We start from the raw sequence: 18,672 nt of genomic DNA, 5'->3' as shown, positions 1-18,672 counted from the left end.
GCGGCTTTGAAATTCACCAGGACTGATCGATGGATCAGTTGCCGATGGTCTGAAGATAGGCAATCAGATCGGCACGGTCCTGAGGCTTTTTCAGGCCGGCAAAGCTCATGGATGTACCCGAGATATAAGAGCTGGGCTTGGTGATGAACGCATCCAGAGCTTCGGGTGTCCAGTTGCCGCCATGCGCCTGCATCGAGGCTGAATAGCCGGTGAAGCCTTTGGCCGATGCAACAGGACGGTCCACAATGCCATACAGGTACGGGCCGGTTCCATTCGCGCCGTCTTCCAGTTTGTGGCAGGCGGTGCATTTACGGAAAACACGGGCCCCTTTTTCCGGGTCGGCAGCGGCCAGCATTTCTTCGAAGACCACTTCTTCACCGTCAGCGCTTTCGCCAGAGCTTTCGGTTTCGATTATATACGAGGCTGTCTCACCATGCCCATCCGCATGGTAAAGAACCTCGGCACCCCATTTGGCCAGAAGCAGCACCAGGAAGGTGCCAAACAGGCCTGCGGCGGCCTTGGTAACTGTCATCGTGTCGAACATTGATCGCGAGTCCATTTCAGCTGTCTGCGGGGTGTCTAAGGCTTCCCCTGACAAGAGGCAAGGTATAGACACCGCGACTAAACGCCCAATTCAAGAACTTGTTGCACGGAATCGACCAAATGACCAACCGTATCGCATTTCAGGGGGAACCCGGTGCTTATAGCCACGAGGCCTGTCGCAATGCCCGCCCCGATATGGAGGCCCTGTCCTGCCGGACTTTCGAAGATGTGATCGAATCGGTCCGTGCAGGCGACGCGGATCTGGCGATGCTGCCGGTCGAAAACACGACCTATGGCCGGGTGGCCGATATTCACCGGCTGCTGCCCCATAGCGGATTGCACATCATCGATGAAGCCTTCGTGCGCGTTCATATAAACCTTCTGGCGGTTCCCGGCGCGACTCTTGCGGATATCACCGAGGCGCATTCCCATCTGGTCCTGCTGCCCCAATGCGCGGGCTTTCTGAAAGAACACGGCATTCGTGGCCGGGTCAGCCCCGACAATGCCCGCGCCGCGCGTGAGGTCTCGGAACAGGGCGAGTTGCACTCGGCGGCGCTGGCAAGCGAACTGGCCGGTGAAATTTATGGTCTGAACGTGCTGGCCCGCCACATCGAGGACCGCGACAACAATACGACGCGGTTTCTGGTGATGTCGCGTCAGGCGGATATGACACGGCGCGGCGAACACGGTATGATCACAAGCTTCGTGTTTCAGGTGCGCAACATTCCGGCAGCGCTGTACAAGGCGATGGGTGGCTTTGCCACCAACGGCATCAACATGACCAAGCTGGAAAGCTATATGGTCGACGGTTCATTCACCGCGACCCAGTTTTACGCCGATATCGTCGGCCACCCGGACGACCGGAATGTGCAACTGGCGATGGACGAACTGGAACACTTCACCACCAATGTCGAGGTTCTTGGCGTCTACCCGGCGGCTCGACCTCGCGGTTAGACAGCGCCAAGGCTCGGTCAGACTACCGCAACCTGTAGATTTTGGACACGGCATCTGTGTGCTGCTTGTAATCAACGAACCCCATTGCGTCATAATAAGCGAGGCCTTCGGCGTTTTTGGCGGATATCGTTGCGTCGATGGCCGGGATCCCGGACGCGCGTGCGGCAGACAGCGTCTCCTGAAACAGGGCGCGCCCAATTCCAAGTCGCGCCGACGAGGGGCGTATATGCGTTCCGATGATGCCCCAGCCAACCTTTACTTCGTAAGGATTGTCTTCAACTGCCAGTTTCAGCGACTGAAACCCCAGCACCCGAGTGTCCTGAACGGCCACAGTGCACTGAATGCTATCCGGATGGGCAATGTAATGTATTCTGGAAAAGCCCACATCGCTGGGCCTTGTGCGCTTCCCGGCGGCGGCGATTTCCTGCAATACATCTGAAATGCCTTCGGCGTCATCCAGACTGACTTTTCGAAAATTCAAACTTTCCATCCCGCCTCCGACACCGAAAATTGTCTTATCCGTTCACGTACCATGCAGATGGCGCTCTTCCATTTCGCGCGCAAACTCGCTGAGGCGCAGCTGAAATTGCCGCCGAAACCGGGACTGTCCCAGCCTGAGAGATTGCAGCAATAGCCGTGCCGGCAGGGATTTGGCCGCAAGGGACATTTCCACGCTCAGGCGTGTCCGGCGCTGGGACAAGGCCAGAAATTCAACGGTCGTCATTCCGTTCATGCCCTTGCTTGCCGCCTCAAAGCGCATATGTGACGGCGGCTCGCACTCGGCCATCTGTATTGCCACCTGACGCGGCTTTCCACGCAGTTTGAACTCGGTTTCCCACTGCGTTCCAGGTACTACCCCCATATGGCCCGACATACGCCGCACCTCAATCCCGCGCCGCATTGCCATCCGTTCGAACCGTTCAAAGTCGGCTACCATCTCGAACACGGCGTTGATGGGGGCTTCGATATCTTCGCGCGCTGAAAACTGCATAATGGTTCGTGGTTCTCTTACCTGTTGGCCCAGTATTTTGTCAGTCCAGCGTATCCGCAAGCCAGTTTTGCAGAAGGAAATGCGCAATCGCGCCCTTGCGGGCAGGCAGCAGGTTCGGGTGCTCTCCGGCAAAGGCCTGCATCATCTCAGACTTACTGACCCACATCGCGTCTTCAATTTCAACCGGATCAATTGTGATCTCACGCGATAATGCTTCGCCGGCACACCCAAACATCAGCGAGGCCGGAAAGGGCCAGGGCTGGCTGGACAGGTAACTGACAGCACCAACGGGTACACCCGCCTCTTCCATAACCTCTCGCCGGACCGCCGCCTCAAGCGTTTCGCCGGGTTCGACAAAGCCGGCGAGCAGGGAATACATTCCTTCAGGCCAGCCCGGAGACCGCCCCATCAGAACCGAATTCCCATGTGTAATCAGCATGATGACCACCGGGTCCGTGCGTGGAAAATGCTGCCCCCCGCAGGACGGACAGCTACGCTGCCACCCGGCCTGGGACAAATCGCTGGCCGTCCCGCAACGTGCACAAAAACGGTGGGTTTCGTGCCAGCCGATCACCGCCTTGGCCGCTGCCGCCAGTTCGGCTTCGCGGGCCGACAGGCGGGTCATGATCCTGCGCAGTTCAGCGAACACATGGCCCTGGGGAAGATCCGGGTGTTGCTGTTCCGTGCGGTCCACAAAGGCACCTATGCCCGAAACGTCCAGCCCCTCGGCCGACCAGTTCGAGATGTCGGTGGCAAAGACCGGTACGCTGTCCGAAAGGCCCAGAAAGACAGGTGCTTCAACGATTCCACCCGGCCCGTTCTCAACCAATTCATGTGACATCGGAATCAGGCCCAGCCGGTCCAGCGCATCTCCCTGAACCAATGGCTTTCCGCGCCAGAGCAGCAGGCATTTTGCCTGCGGATGCGCCCGCGCCTGCGCGATCTTCTCGGCATCGCCCCGAATATGCGCCGCGCGATCCAGCCCCGAGCCACCAAATGTCACAAGTTCTGCGTGTTTCATTGGAAATCCTATGGGTCGTCTGTACAGGGCTGCCATGGCTGTACCAGCGTTGCAATCGCAATTCACCCCCTGGGCGCAGACACCGCCGAAAGGTCGCATACCCGCCTTGCAAGTTGCATTTACTATACTTTTTGCTGAAAATGATTAATACATAACTGCCAAAAGTAGAAATTTGACCCGTTCCTCTTCTCCGTCGCGCCCCTCAATGAACATACGGATTCTGGCGACATCCGATCTGCACATGAATCTGAATGGGTTCGACTTCTACACCGATACTCCGGATCCTTCGATCGGTTTCACCCGAACTGCCAGCCTGATCCGCTTGGCCCGGCAACAAGCTGAGGCAAGTGGTGCATTAGTTCTGCTGTTCGACAATGGTGATTCATTGCAGGGGACACCGATGGGCGACTGGGCTGTGGAAAGAGCCAATGCGCCCCATATCCTGATGCAGGCCTTCGCCGAACTCAGGTATGATGCCATCGGTCTGGGCAATCACGATTTTGGCTTTGGTCTGGGCGTGCTGGATCGGGTTCTGGCCGACGCCCCATGTCCGGTGATTTGCAGCAACGCATACCGGCAAGACGCCACTCAGGTCTGGCAAAACCTTTCGGTCTTGCATCGAACGTTTCACAAAAACGGTCAGCAAATTCCCCTGAAGATCGGCGTCTTTTCGGTATTACCGCCGCAGACCGCCAAATGGGAGGCACACCGGCTGCAAGAAGCGGTCGTAATGGAGGATATCCTGGAGTGCGCCCATGAAAAGGTTCAGGATTTGCAGGCACACGGCTGCGATCTGATCCTGGCTCTAGCGCATACCGGGCTGGGTGCAACTGAAGCGCAATCCGATCTCGAGAATGCAATTATCCCACTGGCTGCCATTGATGGCATTGACGCTCTGATCGCCGGGCATTCACACCTGACGTTTCCGGGAAAATCCCATGCTGGTCTCGAACATGTCGACGCCATTAAGGGCCGCGTACATGGGAAACCGGTGGTCATGCCGGGCTCGGCGGGGTCGCATTTGGGCGTGATTGATCTGACGCTGCGCACCACAAAGCGGGGCAACTGGTCCGTGCAAACCCACAGCGCCGAACTGAGACCGGTTTGCCACGCGAACCCGAACGGGCCGCCTGAACCGGTCGTAGAAGACCCTGATTTGGTGATATTATTCACCAGTGGCCATACTGAAACCCGCAGGCGCACGGCAGAACCGGTCGGGCATATTGATCAACATTTGCACAGCTACTTCAGCTTTTGCGCCCGGGACCGGGGGCTCGCTCTGGTCGCAGCGGCACAGGCGGCGGTATTGCGTCCGTATCTGCAGGGATCGCCTATTGCGGAATTGCCTGTACTGTCCGCGACATCGCCCTGCAAATTCGGAGGGCGCGCCGGTCCGCGGTTTTTCACGGATGTTCCGGCTGGAAAGATATGTCTGCGCCACGTCACCGATCTGTATGTTTTTCCCAATGAATTGCAGGCAGTCGTGGTGTCGGGTGAACAGATTCGCGATTGGCTGGAGATGTCGGCCGGAATTTTCAACCAGATCGCTCCGGGTACCAGTTCCGATCTGGTCGATCCCAACCGGGCGGGTCACAATTTCGACGTTTTGCATGGGCTCACCTATCGGATCGACCTCTCTCAGCCACCGCGATTTGAGACCAACGGTCGCCTGGTTAACCCGGCGCACTATCGGGTTCAGGATATTCGGTTCAATGATGCCCCGGTCACCGCCAACCAGCATTTCGTCGTCGCGCTGAACAACTACCGCGCCAGTGGCGGGGGTCATTTCCCATTTGTCGGTCATGCCAAGCCCATCGCGCTTCCAGCCTTGCCTATGCAGCGCGTTTTGCAGGATTACCTTTCAGGTATCCTGCCACGTGATCCACTGGAAAATGCACCGCGCCCCTTTAGGCTCGCATCGGTGCCGGGAGCCTCGGCAATCCTGAAAACCGGACCCAAAGCCCGACAACATCTGGCCGAACTCAACGTATATGACCCATATATAGTTGGCGAGGATGAAGATGGGTTCCTACAGATCCGTTTGACGTTCTGACGGGTTGTCTTTTCTGCGCCTCTTGCCTATATCGACCCCTGAGAGGTTGGCGCGGGCGAGCGCCTCGCCAACCTGGTCAGGTCCGGAAGGAAGCAGCCACAACGAGCCCCGCTTGGGTCGATGTCCAACCTCTCACTTACTCAGACCATCAGCCGCAGGAGGGCTTTTATGATTGTAGCAATGACCCTTCAGGCAAGGCGTTTCTGAGTCCCGCTCCCGCAACTGCCTGAACACATCGCCGACGGATGCGCGCCTGCCATCCGGTTGGTTAGCTGTACCTGAACACAGGCAGAACAATGTCCTTTACACTATCGGACCTGGGATGGTCCTCTCACTTTGCCGCGCAACATGCGGCCAATTCTTCGTGCGTTCCCTTTCGCATCACCGCCGTTCACCGTGACCGCCTGATCGGGGCGGATACACATGGCGAAACGCCCCTTCTGACGCTTGACCGGCCAACTGGCGAATTCGCGGTTGGAGACTGGGTTTTGGCAGATGACCAAAATCGGGTGCAACACCTGCTGGAGCGCCGAAGCCTTCTGAAACGCCGGGCTGCGGGCACAAGCGCCGAAGTTCAGTTAATAGCAGCAAACGTCGATGTGCTGTTCATCGTCAGTTCCTGCAACGCCGATTTCAACCTGGCCAGGCTGGAACGCTATCTGGCCTTGGCACATCAGGCCGGGTGTTATCCGGTTATCGTGCTGACCAAGGCCGATACCTGCACCGATCCGAATGATTACGCCAAACCCGCGGAATCACTGGCCTCGTTTTTGACCGTGTTGACGATCAACGCATTGGATCACGCGGACGTTCAGCAGGTCCTCTCCTGGTGCCCTGCAGGGCAGACCGGCGCGTTAGTCGGATCATCCGGTGTCGGGAAGACGACGTTGGCGAATGCCATGACCGGTCAGGAGGAGGCGACAGCAGGTATTCGTGAGGATGATGCCCGGGGACGCCACACCACGACAGCCCGGGCACTTCATCAGATGCGAAACGGGGGGTGGCTGGTCGACACGCCAGGTATGCGCGCCTTACGATTGCTGGATGCACAGGACGGCGTGGACGAGGTGTTTTCGGACCTTCTGGAGTTGGCCGGGACTTGCCGGTTTTCCGATTGTCAGCATCAGGTTGAACCCGGTTGCGCCGTGCAGAATGCGATTGCAAAGGGTACACTTGACGCGGAACGGTTGGAGCGGTGGCGGAAACTGCGGCGCGAAGATCAGAGAAACTCTGAATCCGTGGCGCAATCGCGCGCGCGCGACAAAGCCTTCGGCAAAATGGTGCGGTCTGTGATGCAGGAAAAGAAGTCGCGCAAAAGGCTGTAGGCGCTGGTTTCCAGCGCCAGAACGTCAGGCGATCAACCGGGGCCAGACCGCTGCATTGCGTCGGGCAAAGGCGCCTATATGGCCGATCTCCGATAGCCCGAACTCTTTCGGTGACAGCAGATTTCGGCGTGCCTTTGGCCCATACAATTCAGCAAGCCGCCAGACAGCCTCTGGCGGCACCATCTGGTCGTCTTCAAAAGTGAACAGGTCCACGGGCTTGTTTGAGTCCGCCCATCGCGCGGCGGGCAGAGCGTCACCAATCTGAGGCACATAATTGCGCTTGGCGGTGCACCATCTGCGCCATTGCCAATAAACCTGCGGCGGCAGATCCGCTCCGAACCCCAGCGCTTTGCCCGGCAGATATCCCAGAGCTTTCACGACCAAAGGCGCATGGCCGAACCAGAACAACCCCGCCAGCGCCCGATATGGCCAGGGATGATCCGTCAGGGTAACGAGCCCAGAGCAGACACAAATCATCCGGTCGATCCGGTCTATGTCAGGCTGCACCGGCCCCAGCATGCCACCGATGGAGTGACCGATGCTCCAATGCTGCGCGTCTGGAAACCTCCGCCGCATTTCGGACCGGGCTGCCGGCATGTCGACCAGTGCCCAATCAGACATTTTTGCTGACGAATCCTTCAGAGGCCGGGTCAGGGAATGGCCGAAATCACTGTAGTCATACGTCATGCAGGCCATACCGTGCTCGGCGGCCAGCCATTGCGCGAAATGCTGATAGTAGTCGCGTGGGACGCCGGTTGCGCTGTGGATCACGACGGCCACCTGAGGCTCGGACACGGGCAAATACAACCGCGCCGACAGGCTGGCGGAACCTGAAGGGAATCGGAAATCCTCGGTCAGTACGGCCTGTGCATTGTCCAACATGGCGACTTCTTCCCGCTTCTGAACTATTCGGTTCACCACCCTAAACCCGCATTTTTTGACCGAACGAGTCAATACCGCTCCGACGTGACCGAACGTCCACTTCACGCTGGCAACTGGCTGCTTGACTCGAACCACCCACACCCGCTAGCGATGACGTGATGGTTCTCGTCCCCGGTCACGGGGCGGGATGAAAAGGGAACACGGTGCGGTTCAGCCCGGCGATGCCGGAACGGACCAAGGCCGCGACTGCCCCCGCAACTGTAAGCGGTGAGCGATGCCAAAACACCACTGGCCGAAAGGCTGGGAAGGTCGGCAAAGCGATGACCCGCAAGTCAGGAGACCTGCCATCGAAGCAAAACCGAAACTCGGGCGGGGTGTCCGGGCAGGACGTCAGCACTCTGACACACCTGATCCACATCACCCCTCCCACGCGCGGAGGGCGCAATATGATCTGGAAGACAAAGACACACGAATTCACCGCAACTGTGTGCCAGAAAACCGGCAAAACCTGCCCGGCCCTGGCCCGCATGGCCAGTGCAATCGCGCAGGCGATGGAGACCGCCGTACCGGCGACGACGCCCGATTTTGAAATCGAAGGCAGTAGCGAGCTGACCCATTGCCCTGAGGGCTGCACCGCCCGGTTCCAGGCGCAAACGGACCGGATCAGGGTCTTCTGTGGAACCGACGTCGAAGCTTCAATCGACACGCTGGACGGTTACGCGGATATGATGTTCGGCACCACATTTTCCGCGATGCCCGCCGACTTGTTGGCCAACCCGCCCTGCGCCATGCTTGAGGTGTCAGCTCTGGCACCGCAGCCGGTCACCGGAACCACTGAACACATGGCGCTCTGAAGCCGCCCTTGATCAAGGCCGGGCCGCCTGCGCAGCCCAGGCCATCTGACCATCTGTCTCAACAGCACAGGGTCGGACGGTGCGTAGGCGTTTTAACGCTATTTCGGGGGACTCACCCCCTTCGACCATGATGCGTAAAACGATCATTCCGGACCGGCCACAGCCGCCGCGGCAATGCACCAGCACCCGACCGCCACGCAACAGGATTTGTTCTACCGAAACACTGGCATCGCCCCACAACTCTTTGATCCGGGGCGGCGGTGCTCCGAAATCCTCGATCGGCAAATGAACCCAATGAATGCCCAAATCGAGAAGATCGTTGCCAAATTCGTCAGCCCCCTCCTGCAACATTTCGACCTCTGTCGTCATTGAGATCACCAAATCCGGGCCCCAGTCCCGGATAGCGCGCAAATCCTGCAGATACCCGCCTCCTCGTCCTGGCAGCGGGGACAACGCAACAGTGCCATTTCCAACCTGCAGGCTATGGATTTCAATCTGTGCCACGAGGCTCTAACTCCTCAGAACCGGGCCGTTACTCTGACATTCAACAGTTCTACGTCGCGCAAACTGCATTGCAATCCGAATTTCACCCAACCCTGCTGTGGACGCGGGCGACGGGGGTCTCTACGCTGCATCCCTGAACCGAATCCAACAGAGCAGACATGAACGACACGCCCAGCCCCGCCTATCAGGTTCTTGCCCGTAAATACCGCCCTGAAACCTTTGCCGATTTGGTCGGTCAGGATGCCATGGTACGGACGTTGAAAAACGCGTTCGAGGCTGACCGGATCGCACAGGCCTTCATTATGACAGGCATTCGCGGTACCGGTAAGACCACAACCGCGCGGATCATCGCTAAGGGCATGAACTGCATCGGCCCGGATGGCGAAGGCAATCCAACGACCGAGCCTTGCGGCCAATGCGAGCACTGCGTGGCCATCATGGAAGGCCGTCATGTCGACGTGATGGAAATGGACGCCGCCAGCCGCACCGGCGTGAACGACATTCGCGAGATCATTGACAGCGTCCGCTATCGCGCCGCCAGCGCGCGTTACAAGATCTACATCATCGACGAGGTCCACATGCTCTCGACCAGCGCCTTCAACGCGCTGCTCAAGACGCTGGAAGAACCGCCCGAACATGTGAAGTTCATCTTTGCGACAACTGAAATCCGCAAGGTCCCGGTGACAGTGCTTTCGCGGTGCCAGCGGTTTGACCTGCGCCGGATCGAACCCGAAGACATGATCGGTCTGCTCAACAAGATTGCTGCGGCGGAAAACGCTCAGATTGCGGATGATGCACTGGCATTGATCACCCGTGCAGCAGAAGGCTCGGCACGGGATGCAACTTCGCTGCTGGATCAAGCGATCTCGCACGGTGCAGGCGAAACCAGTGCCGATCAGGTGCGCGCAATGTTGGGCCTGGCAGATCGCGGGCGCGTGATTGACCTGATGGACATGATCCTGCGCGGAGATGCGGCTGGTGCCCTGACCGAACTGAGTGCCCAATATGCCGAAGGGGCCGACCCGCTGGCCGTCCTGCGCGATCTGGCCGAAATTACCCACTGGGTATCCGTTGTCAAAATCACTCCTGACGCGGCCGAAGACCCGACCGTCTCGCCAGACGAGCGCGCACGCGGACAGAAGATGGCCGAAGCCCTGCCGATGCGTGTTCTGACCCGAATGTGGCAGATGCTGCTAAAAGCGCTCGAGGAAGTCTCCGCCGCACCCAACGCGATGATGGCAGCCGAAATGGCTGTCATTCGCCTTACTCACGTGGCGGATCTGCCCAGCCCGGAGGAACTGATCAAGCGGCTGCAGGACGCACCACCGCCCCCGCCGAATGGAGGCCTCGGCGGCGGTATGCCCGTGCCGTCCCACGCGCCTGTACAAGCCACGCCATCTTCATACGTTCCCTCCCAGCGCGGCCCCGCCGGAGCGCCATCGGCGGCGCTGGCACAAGACACCCAAACCGCTCTGGCGCGCTATCCGACTTTCGAACATGTGGTCGAACTGATCCGGACGAACCGGGATGTGAAACTGCTGGTCGAAGTTGAAAACGGCGTGCGGCTTGTCTCTTACTCACCGGGACGGATCGAGTTCACGCCTGCGGATCACGCTCCGACGGACCTGGCCCAACGACTGGGTTCCGCGCTGCAACGATGGACAGGAAACAGATGGGCTGTGTCGATCGTGGCAGACGGCGAGACTGCCACAATCGCCGAAGTCCGCGATGCTGCCGAGCTGGCGCTGAAAGCGCAGGCCGAGCAGCATCCTTTGGTGCAGGCCGTGCTGATGCAATTTCCCAAGGCGCGCATCAAACGGATCGAAACGCCGGAACAACGGGCCGCCAAGGTCGAAACCGAAGCCCTGCCCGAAGTTGAAGACGAATGGGACCCGTTCGAGGAAGACTGAGGCTGTCCCTTCCGATTGCTCCGGAACACTCCCGCGCCCGCCACGGGCAATCGGCTGGTGTCGGCGACTCGGAACGGCCTTGGGCCCTCGCCCCTTGTGCCGCCCGAAGGCGGCCCGTATTTAGGCGGCAAACCGGTTTAAAGGAGAATACCGATGCTCAAAGGACTCGGCGGTCTGGGCGACATGGCCAAGATGATGAAATCCGCACAGGATTTGCAGACCAAAATGGCGGATATGCAGGAAGAGCTGAACAATATCATGGTTGTCGGCGAATCCGGTGCAGGCCTCGTCAAGGCAACCGCCACCGCTAAGGGCGAGTTGAAAGGCCTCGACATCGACCCCTCGATCTTCAACGGCGACGACAAGGAAGTGGTCGAAGACCTGATCCTGGCCGCCATCAAGGACGCGCAGACCAAAGCGGCTGAACGCTCTCAGGCCGAGATGGCAAAGCTGACCGAAAGCATGGGTTTGCCGAAAGACATCAAGCTGCCGTTCTGATAGACACTCCTGACGACCCAAAGGCCGGGCATCCCTGCCCGGCCCATTTGCAGGAGCAGCAGCAGTGAGTTCGAACAGCGACATCGACAACCTGATCGACCTGATGGCCAAGCTGCCGGGCCTCGGCCCCCGCTCGGCCCGCCGCGCCGTGTTGCACCTGATCCGCAAACGCGCGCTGCTGTTGACGCCCCTCTCGGACGCCATGCAGCAAGTGGCTGTCACTGCTCGCGAATGCCTGAACTGCGGCAATGTCGGCACCACCGATATCTGTGACATCTGCGACAGCGAGGCCCGCGACAGCGGAGAGCTGTGCGTGGTCGAGGACGTAGCCGACCTCTGGGCAATGGAACGGGCCGGGGTTTTCAAGGGTCGCTATCACGTTCTGGGCGGCACATTGTCGGCGCTGGATGGGGTCGGCCCGGAGGATTTGCGCATTCCCCGTCTCAAAGACCGAGTGATGGCCGAGGGGATCACTGAGGTCATCCTCGCTCTGAACGCCACGGTGGACGGCCAGACCACCGCCCACTACATCGCCGATCAGTTGGAGGGGCAGGTCCGCCTGACCTCACTGGCGCAAGGTGTGCCGATTGGCGGAGAGCTGGATTATCTGGATGACGGGACGATTACAGCGGCGCTGCAAGCGCGGAAGGAACTGTAGGCGACTACGAAACCGGCGGGACTAGCCCACTGCCCGGAACCCTTCACTAGGGTTCGATTTGACGAAACCTGGCGCGGGTGCCGCCTTACTCCTCTTCCTCCAGAGGCGGGTAAGTCAATCGCAATGCGATGGCAAAGAAATAGTAGAGAAAGATCGGCAACAACGAAAACGCAGCAATGCGTGCCCCCAGCGGCGCTTCTATTTTTACTAGCGTTTCATTGACGACCAGAGCCAGAAACGCGACAAACGCTTGCAATTTTAGGATATTTTTGCGAAATGCGATTGAAATTTTAGAGTCTTTTGCCGCCGGGGCAAATCGATCAAGAAATATTGCATCGCCAGTTGCACCGCAAACCATAAGGATGATGTAAAGACCGCAGTAGATGCTGACTACGCGATGGCTGATCAAAGGATTCAAAAAACAAATCTGTACGGCCAATACACTCAGCCAAACTGTCAGGACCACACGCATATTGGTCTTAAAGTCTTTGGTGACCTCTCTCTGTCTGCGCACGGTGGTGGGCAGGATTCGCCAGATCAGAGCCACTTGCGCCAATACGCAAGCCCAAACAAACGACTTGGCCTCCGGGACACGCAAGAACGTTAAAGCAGTCCAGACGCTGATAAGCACTAAAGCCGGAAACAATCGCCGCCAACCTATCATTGGAAGGTCGCTCATGATCAGCCAGACATATCGGGAAAAGCGTCGCAACGGATCCATGCGGCTACTGAAAGCTCAAATTGCGGCGAAATAACGACGCGGGTGCAAGTGGTTAATCAATTTACAAAGCAGTCACAACTTGTTGGATTTTTTTGCTATTCGACCATACTTGTTTGCCGGTAGAATTGGTGACAACTTGATTTCAAAAGGATTATTACGTGCCCCGCCTTCTCGCCCTCACCTTCGCCGCCTTCACCGCAACCGCTGCCCTATCTCAGGAACTCATCGACAAGGGCTTTATCGAGGGCTGGAACATCATGATGGACCCCGCGCTGGGCAACGGGTGTCTGATCCAGACGGTCTATCAGGACCTCTCGGTGGTGCGGATCGGCTATGACGCGCTGAACAATCGCGGGTATTTCGCCGTCTACAACAAGGCGTGGGGCGACATCAAACAGGGTGAGAGCTATCCGATCAGGTTCGAGCTGGACGGCAAGAGCTTTAACGCCACCGCCATCGGGTTCAATCAGGGCCGTGTGCCGGGGGCGACCGTGTTTTTCACCGACCGGAACTTCGTCAACGCCATTGCTCAAAACAAGAGCATGACGGTTTTCAATCCGGCAGGCGAAGTAGTGATGGCGATTGATCTGAAAGGCACCGCCAAGGCGTTGGAATACGCCCGCGAATGCCAGAGCGGAGAACTTTAACGAATCGGATCGAACAAAGCGTCCTTGGCCGTGCAATCCTTGATCACGTCACGACCGCAGGGCACGGGGTCGAATTCGCGGGACAGGCATAGGCGAACCTCTTCGATATAGCCTTGTTTGCAGGTGACGGTGATCATGTCACCTTCCAACTTCGGATTGGCTTTCAGAAAGGCCTCTTCTACCACCGAGGCGGGCAATTTGACCGACGCGTCCAGCTTGCGGAACACCTGCGGACGCTCGACGCTTTCATAGGCCTGCCGCGACAGGGCGAAATAGTCGGCCGCGGACAGGCCCGAACAGGTGCCATGTTTCTTCCACTGATGCCATGCCAAACCTGGTGAGCCCTGAATATCCTTCATTTCGCTAGTCATGCGGCGCGTGGGTGGCGCTTCGGCTGTGCGGCAGAACGCAGGCCAACCCTGATGGTATTGCGGCCATAGCCCGTGCAGAATCCAACCGTGATCGTGGCGTGCGTCGCATTGGTCCGATCCACGCGCATCGCCTTCGCGGGCGCACCAGTTGGGCGACCAGCTGAGCGACAGGACATAGTAGTCGAACTCCCCAGCCTTTTCACCATCGGCCAGCGTGGCCAAAGCGCTCAACGCCCACAAAACAAGCCCCAAAAACACCTGGCGCATTCGCCTCTTCCCTTCTTGCCTTGGCGCGACTATATACAGCCCAAGTTCCCCGACAACGGAAACCTGCCCCAACGCCACGGGGCCGCCGAATTCCGGCGACGGGACAGATGTATTTATAGGAGACGGGCTGATGGCAAAACCGCTTATGGCCAAGGCAACAGCCGTATGGCTGGTGGACAACACCACGATCAGCTTCAAGCAGATCGCGGATTTCGTGGGCATGCACGAGCTTGAAGTGCAGGGCATCGCAGATGGCGACGTGGCCGCTGGTGTGAAAGGGTTTGACCCGATTGCCAACAACCAGCTGACCCAGGATGAGATCGACGCAGCGCAGAACAACCCGTTGCACAAGCTGAAGCTCAAGTTCAATCCCGCCGCCACCGGCGAGGAAAAGCGTCGTGGCCCGCGTTATACTCCGCTGTCCAAGCGCCAGGACCGTCCGAACTCGATCCTGTGGCTGGTCAAGTTCCACCCGGAACTCAGCGACGGTCAGATCGCCAAGCTGGTGGGCACCACCAAGCCGACCATCCAGTCGATCCGCGAGCGGACGCACTGGAACATCTCCAACATGCAGCCCATCGACCCGGTTGCTCTGGGCCTGTGCAAACAGTCGGAGCTGGACATGATCGTTCAGAAAGCCGCTGCCAAGAAAGCGGCCGAAGGTGGCGTCATGAGCGATGACGAGCGCCGCAAGCTGGTCTCGACCGAGCAATCGCTGGAAATGGACGCCGCGCCGAAAATTCCGACCGCCATCGAAGGTCTGGAGACCTTCTCGTTGTCCGACGATCCTGCGGAAGAGAAAGAAGAAGAGCCGATCATCGACGCTGACAGCTTCTTCAACCTGCCCAAGGGTGGGGCCGAGGAAGAAGACGAAGACGATCTGCGCCCCTAAAGCGCCGATGGCCCCGGTCTGAACAGGCCGGGGCTTTTTTATGGTGAACCTATGCTAACCGTTCTATCAAAAATCTTTGGCCCGCACCGCGCCGTATCAATCTACGCATTTCTGAAAACCTGGGGTTTGCCGGTTGTGGGCGGCGTCGGCGTTGTCGTGGTTGCCGCCGCATTGCTATTGCTCAACGACAGTGGTGAACACGAGCATGACTCGTTCATGACCGTTGCAGTCCTGTCGGCGACACCGATCAACGGCGACCTCAAGAACGGTGTCATCGCCTCGGTGAAGTTACCGGATGGTTCGGCCACGTCAATCACGTCGACCGAAGCGCCGATTTCTCAAACCGTCGGTACCAGCGCCTGTGTTGAAAAGCGCGTCTACGTGGATAGTGGCGAGGCAAGATATCGGTTCAAGCTGCCTCGCTATTGCGAAGCAAGCTAATAAACAAAATCGCCCGGTGGTTACGCCGGGCGATTTTTCATTCAGATCATCTGGAACAGAATACCTGAGATGATGGCGCCAGTGATCCCCAGCCCCAGATAGGTCGCAAAGACGCGCGGCTTGACCAGCGACCAGACCGCCGCCATGGCCGGGATCGAACTGACCGCCCCTGCGACCATGAAGGACATCGCGGCCCCTGCGACCATGCCCTGCTCCGTCAAACCGGCCAGCAGCGGCGGCGCGACGTAAGAGTTCAGATAGGCAGGCATTCCGACCAGCGCCGCGATCACGATGGGAACGATGCCTTCACCACCCACTACGCGGGCAATCAGATCGGCCGGAACATAGCTGACCAGCAGCGCCTCTAACACATAAGCCAGTGCCAGCCATTTCAGCAGGAACAGCCCGTTATGGACAAATTCTGTCCGAAAGCGGGCGCGGCGCTCGGACTCTTGCCAGAACCGCCAGACAGGCTTGTCGTCTTGCTTTGGACCACAGCCACAGCATCCGACCGGTTTGTATTCCCGAAGAGGCTGCGCAAAGGCACCGCTGCGCATCAGGCCACGTACGACGAAGCCACCGAACAGACCCAGCGCCACCGCCGCAACCGCTTTACCAACGGCAAATGGCCACCCCAACGCACCTGCGGTGATCAGCAGGGTCGGCGGGTCAATCAACGGTGAACTGAGCCAGAACGCCATCACGGCCGACAGTGGCGCGCCCAATGCCAGCAATCCGGCGATGAACGGAATGACTTCGCAGGAACAGAACGGGGCCAGACCCCCGAACAGCGCCGCCAGCAGGATCATCCGGGTCTCGCGCCCTTCGAAGGCGCGCGCCACCATCACCTCGGCCCCAGTGGCCTTGAGGTAGGACAGCAGAAGAACGGCAAACAGAATATACTGGCCGGTATGGATCAGCGCCTTGCCCGCGAATGTTACAACCTCGCCCCAGTTGCCGGGGTCCAGGACGGCGACTGCCGCAAGGATCGCAATGATCAGCGCCCAGGTGGTTTTGACCAGATCAAGAGCGGCCTTTGCCGAAACCTTTGGGTTCTGAGCCAGTTCAGCCATCGTTAGCGGCCTTTCCAACCTCGTCTGCGCAACATTCGCTGAGGATGAACTGCGCCAGCGCTCTCAACTCGTCATAGCAGGCGCGATTGATCGTGCTGCGCCCGATCTTCTCTTGCTCAACCACCCCACCCGCAGCCAGAAACCGCAGATGATGGGCCAATGTTGACGGGGCAATACCCGTCCGCTCCTGGATTTCGCCGACAGTCAGGCCTGCCTGACCGGCACGTACCAGAGTTTTCAGAACCTTCAGCCGGGCTTCAGACCCCATCGCCGAAAATCCTGCTGCAGCGGTTTCCCACATCCTATTTACTCCATTAAACTAGATTTCTAGTTATGTAGGTTAATTGAAGTTCGGGGTCAACCGATTCTGTTCCAGAATTTTCGAACCAGCCTTAAGTCCAGATTGCTCATCCCATAAGTCCACCCTATAAGGCCTTATGGGAATATCGGTCGACACTTTCTTTCTTGAGCTGAACGGGCAAGGCACGCTGCAGGCGCAGATCCAGCAAATGATAGCCGAAGGCATACTGTCAGGCCGGTTCCATGTCGGGGAAAAGCTGCCTTCGTCACGTAAACTGGCCGCGCATCTGGGCGTTAGCCGGATCACAGTCACGCTGGCCTATACCGAGTTGCTGGCCAATGACTACCTGACCGCAAAAGGCCGATCCGGGTACTACGTCTCGCAGAACGCACCGGTTCCGCCGAAATACACTCCCCTTCAGCGGGGCACCGAAACTGTAGATTGGGATGCAGCCCTGGCCCGTCGGTTTTCGGACGGAGATACGCTGTCGAAACCCAGCGATTGGCGCGACTATCGGTATCCGTTCATCTATGGTCAGGCCGACCGCACCCTGTTCGACCATGCCAACTGGCGCCTGTGCGCCGTTCGCGCGCTTGGGCACAAGGATTTTGATTCCCTGACCGGAGATTACGTGGATCAGGACGATCCGCTGCTGATCGAATTCATCGCCCGCCACACTCTTCCCCGACGGGGAATCGCCGCGCGCCCCGAGGAAATCCTGATCACGATGGGCGCGCAGAATGCGTTGTGGCTGGCCTCGCGCATATTGCTGACCCACAATCGTACCGCCGTGATCGAAAACCCATGCTATTACGCTCTGCGCAGTCTTTTGAATCACTGGGATTGTGACGTAACCCCCCTGAACGTCGACCGCGACGGCTTGCCGCCCGATGCCTTGCCGGAAGACACCGATGTAATCTTCACAACCCCAAGCCACCAAAGCCCAACGACCGCGACAATGCCCATCAGTCGCCGCCGCACCCTGCTGGAGCGCGCGAAAGAGTTGGACGCCATGGTGGTCGAGGACGACTACGAATTCGAAATGGCCTTTTTGGGGGCACCGTCCCCGGCGCTCAAATCTATGGATCGGGACGGCCGCGTCATCTATGTGGGTAGCTTTTCCAAGTCGCTGTTCCCCGGTCTGCGTCTTGGCTACATGGTTGGATCGGAACCGTTTATTCGCGAGGCGCGGGCTCTGCGCTCATTGGTTCTACGGCATCCGCCGGGGCATATTCAACGAACGGCGGCGTACTTCCTGTCGCTGGGTCATTACGATGCACAAATCCGGCGTATGTCCAAGGCTCTGGCACAACGGCGCGACGCGCTGGACAAGGCCGTGGAACAGCACGGGCTGACCGTCGCGGGGCGCGGTGTTCTGGGTGGGTCGTCGATCTGGATGTCCGCCCCCGATCACGTCAATACAACGACGCTCGCGCACGCATTGCAAAGCCAGAGTGTGCATATCGAACCCGGTGCTCCGTTCTTTTCTGGTCTGAACCAGCCGCAAAATTTTTACCGCCTTGGCTATTCTTCAATCACGCCGGACCGGATCGAGCCGGGCGTGAAACTGATCGCCGACGCCATTCACGCCAGTTAGTACACTCTGGACTTAATCCGCCGAACATTCTGGCCCTAACGTGGCAGTGCCCCTTGCGCCAAAACCATGTGCAACGGCAGGGCAAAAGGCCCGGCCATCCACTTATGCGCGGAGAACACTCAGATGAGAATGACGACGGAAGAGGCTTTTGTTAAGGTTCTGCAGATGC

21 protein-coding genes, 1 other RNA gene and 1 riboswitch are annotated in these 18,672 nt (G+C 58.6%); of the genes, 12 read left to right on the top strand and 10 right to left on the bottom strand.

Annotation, left to right across the window (positions count from 1 at the left end; genetic code table 11):
- Positions 1–34: 34 nt before the first annotated feature.
- Positions 35–544, bottom strand: a complete 510-nt coding sequence (locus tag GOX66_RS19785; protein WP_170764861.1) for a c-type cytochrome — start codon at positions 542–544, stop codon at positions 35–37.
- A 119-nt stretch (positions 545–663) separates the two neighbouring features.
- Between GOX66_RS19785 and GOX66_RS19780 the strand changes: the two genes are divergently transcribed.
- Entirely contained in the window at positions 664–1,497 is an 834-nt protein-coding gene (locus GOX66_RS19780; RefSeq protein ID WP_170764804.1) for a prephenate dehydratase, read from the top strand.
- A gap of 22 nt (positions 1,498–1,519) precedes the next feature.
- Here the strand turns inward: GOX66_RS19780 and GOX66_RS19775 are convergent, their stop codons facing one another.
- The 3 genes from GOX66_RS19775 to nudC are packed head-to-tail and all read right to left on the bottom strand — an operon-like array spanning position 1,520 to position 3,509.
- A complete protein-coding gene (locus GOX66_RS19775) occupies positions 1,520–1,987 on the bottom strand; it encodes a GNAT family N-acetyltransferase (RefSeq protein ID WP_170764802.1) in 468 nt (155 codons plus the stop codon).
- Between the two features lie 33 nt (positions 1,988–2,020).
- On the bottom strand, positions 2,021–2,488 hold the full coding sequence (locus GOX66_RS19770; RefSeq protein ID WP_170764800.1) for an SRPBCC family protein: 468 nt from the start codon (positions 2,486–2,488) through the stop codon (positions 2,021–2,023).
- A 40-nt stretch (positions 2,489–2,528) separates the two neighbouring features.
- Complete coding sequence (gene nudC / locus GOX66_RS19765; RefSeq protein ID WP_170764798.1) at positions 2,529–3,509, bottom strand: NAD(+) diphosphatase; 981 nt, start codon at positions 3,507–3,509, stop codon at positions 2,529–2,531.
- A gap of 205 nt (positions 3,510–3,714) precedes the next feature.
- On the opposite strand from nudC, the gene GOX66_RS19760 reads away from it, so the two are divergent.
- The 3 genes from GOX66_RS19760 (at position 3,715) to rsgA (ending at position 6,887) form a co-directional block, all read left to right on the top strand.
- Entirely contained in the window at positions 3,715–5,562 is a 1,848-nt protein-coding gene (locus GOX66_RS19760) for a bifunctional 2',3'-cyclic-nucleotide 2'-phosphodiesterase/3'-nucleotidase (protein ID WP_170764796.1), read from the top strand.
- 39 nt (positions 5,563–5,601) lie between these two features.
- Positions 5,602–5,700: signal recognition particle sRNA small type (ffs, locus tag GOX66_RS19755), an RNA gene on the top strand.
- Positions 5,701–5,858: 158 nt separating this feature from the next.
- A complete protein-coding gene (gene rsgA, locus GOX66_RS19750) occupies positions 5,859–6,887 on the top strand; it encodes a ribosome small subunit-dependent GTPase A (protein WP_170764794.1) in 1,029 nt (342 codons plus the stop codon).
- Between the two features lie 24 nt (positions 6,888–6,911).
- Here rsgA and GOX66_RS19745 read toward each other — a convergent pair whose 3' ends face one another.
- The gene (locus GOX66_RS19745; protein ID WP_170764792.1) at positions 6,912–7,769 is read right to left on the bottom strand and encodes an alpha/beta hydrolase family protein; all 858 of its coding nucleotides are present in this window, start codon (positions 7,767–7,769) and stop codon (positions 6,912–6,914) included.
- 142 nt (positions 7,770–7,911) lie between these two features.
- Positions 7,912–8,132, top strand: a riboswitch (cobalamin riboswitch).
- Between GOX66_RS19745 and GOX66_RS19740 the strand changes: the two genes are divergently transcribed.
- The gene (locus GOX66_RS19740) at positions 8,090–8,623 is read left to right on the top strand and encodes a hypothetical protein (RefSeq protein ID WP_237212692.1); all 534 of its coding nucleotides are present in this window, start codon (positions 8,090–8,092) and stop codon (positions 8,621–8,623) included. Its footprint overlaps the riboswitch before it by 43 nt.
- 12 nt (positions 8,624–8,635) lie before the next feature.
- On the opposite strand, the gene GOX66_RS19735 is transcribed toward GOX66_RS19740, so the two are convergent.
- Positions 8,636–9,127, bottom strand: coding sequence for a phosphatase domain-containing putative toxin (locus tag GOX66_RS19735; protein ID WP_170764791.1), 492 nt, complete (start codon positions 9,125–9,127; stop codon positions 8,636–8,638).
- Between the two features lie 158 nt (positions 9,128–9,285).
- On the opposite strand from GOX66_RS19735, the gene GOX66_RS19730 reads away from it, so the two are divergent.
- The 3 genes from GOX66_RS19730 to recR all read left to right on the top strand — a co-directional run bounded on the left by GOX66_RS19730 (position 9,286) and on the right by recR (position 12,193).
- On the top strand, positions 9,286–11,037 hold the full coding sequence (locus tag GOX66_RS19730) for a DNA polymerase III subunit gamma/tau (RefSeq protein ID WP_170764789.1): 1,752 nt from the start codon (positions 9,286–9,288) through the stop codon (positions 11,035–11,037).
- A 153-nt stretch (positions 11,038–11,190) separates the two neighbouring features.
- Positions 11,191–11,535, top strand: coding sequence for a YbaB/EbfC family nucleoid-associated protein (locus GOX66_RS19725; RefSeq protein WP_170764787.1), 345 nt, complete (start codon positions 11,191–11,193; stop codon positions 11,533–11,535).
- Between the two features lie 64 nt (positions 11,536–11,599).
- Positions 11,600–12,193, top strand: coding sequence for a recombination mediator RecR (gene recR / locus GOX66_RS19720; protein WP_170764785.1), 594 nt, complete (start codon positions 11,600–11,602; stop codon positions 12,191–12,193).
- 85 nt (positions 12,194–12,278) lie between these two features.
- Here the strand turns inward: recR and GOX66_RS19715 are convergent, their stop codons facing one another.
- Positions 12,279–12,872 carry a hypothetical protein gene (locus GOX66_RS19715; RefSeq protein WP_170764783.1) on the bottom strand — a complete coding sequence of 198 codons (594 nt, stop codon included), beginning with the start codon at positions 12,870–12,872 and terminating at the stop codon, positions 12,279–12,281.
- Between the two features lie 200 nt (positions 12,873–13,072).
- Between GOX66_RS19715 and GOX66_RS19710 the strand changes: the two genes are divergently transcribed.
- Positions 13,073–13,561, top strand: coding sequence for a hypothetical protein (locus GOX66_RS19710; protein WP_170764780.1), 489 nt, complete (start codon positions 13,073–13,075; stop codon positions 13,559–13,561).
- Here GOX66_RS19710 and GOX66_RS19705 read toward each other — a convergent pair.
- Positions 13,558–14,199 (bottom strand): ribonuclease T2 family protein, encoded by a 642-nt coding sequence (locus GOX66_RS19705; protein WP_170764779.1) that lies wholly within the window; start codon positions 14,197–14,199, stop codon positions 13,558–13,560. The genes GOX66_RS19710 and GOX66_RS19705 overlap by 4 nt on opposite strands.
- Positions 14,200–14,329: 130 nt before the next feature.
- Here GOX66_RS19705 and GOX66_RS19700 point away from each other — a divergent pair, with 130 nt between their 5' ends.
- Together GOX66_RS19700 and GOX66_RS19695 are read left to right on the top strand one after the other, a co-directional pair.
- Positions 14,330–15,091 carry a DUF1013 domain-containing protein gene (locus GOX66_RS19700; RefSeq protein WP_170764777.1) on the top strand — a complete coding sequence of 254 codons (762 nt, stop codon included), beginning with the start codon at positions 14,330–14,332 and terminating at the stop codon, positions 15,089–15,091.
- A 51-nt stretch (positions 15,092–15,142) separates the two neighbouring features.
- The gene (locus GOX66_RS19695) at positions 15,143–15,532 is read left to right on the top strand and encodes a hypothetical protein (RefSeq protein ID WP_170764775.1); all 390 of its coding nucleotides are present in this window, start codon (positions 15,143–15,145) and stop codon (positions 15,530–15,532) included.
- Positions 15,533–15,573: 41 nt separating this feature from the next.
- Here the strand turns inward: GOX66_RS19695 and GOX66_RS19690 are convergent, their stop codons facing one another.
- Positions 15,574–16,605: a permease gene (locus GOX66_RS19690; protein ID WP_170764773.1), complete on the bottom strand. Its 1,032-nt coding sequence runs from the start codon at positions 16,603–16,605 to the stop codon at positions 15,574–15,576.
- Positions 16,598–16,906: an ArsR/SmtB family transcription factor gene (locus GOX66_RS19685; RefSeq protein WP_170764771.1), complete on the bottom strand. Its 309-nt coding sequence runs from the start codon at positions 16,904–16,906 to the stop codon at positions 16,598–16,600. Before GOX66_RS19685 ends, GOX66_RS19690 begins: the two co-directional genes overlap by 8 nt.
- Positions 16,907–17,042: 136 nt before the next feature.
- Between GOX66_RS19685 and pdxR the strand changes: the two genes are divergently transcribed.
- Positions 17,043–18,503: a MocR-like pyridoxine biosynthesis transcription factor PdxR gene (gene pdxR / locus GOX66_RS19680; protein ID WP_170764769.1), complete on the top strand. Its 1,461-nt coding sequence runs from the start codon at positions 17,043–17,045 to the stop codon at positions 18,501–18,503.
- Positions 18,504–18,672: the final 169 nt, after the last annotated feature.

The organism is Ruegeria lacuscaerulensis (genome assembly GCF_013031245.1).
Lineage (GTDB): Bacteria > Pseudomonadota > Alphaproteobacteria > Rhodobacterales > Rhodobacteraceae > Ruegeria > Ruegeria lacuscaerulensis_C.
This window is presented reverse-complemented; position numbering and strand designations above follow the sequence as displayed.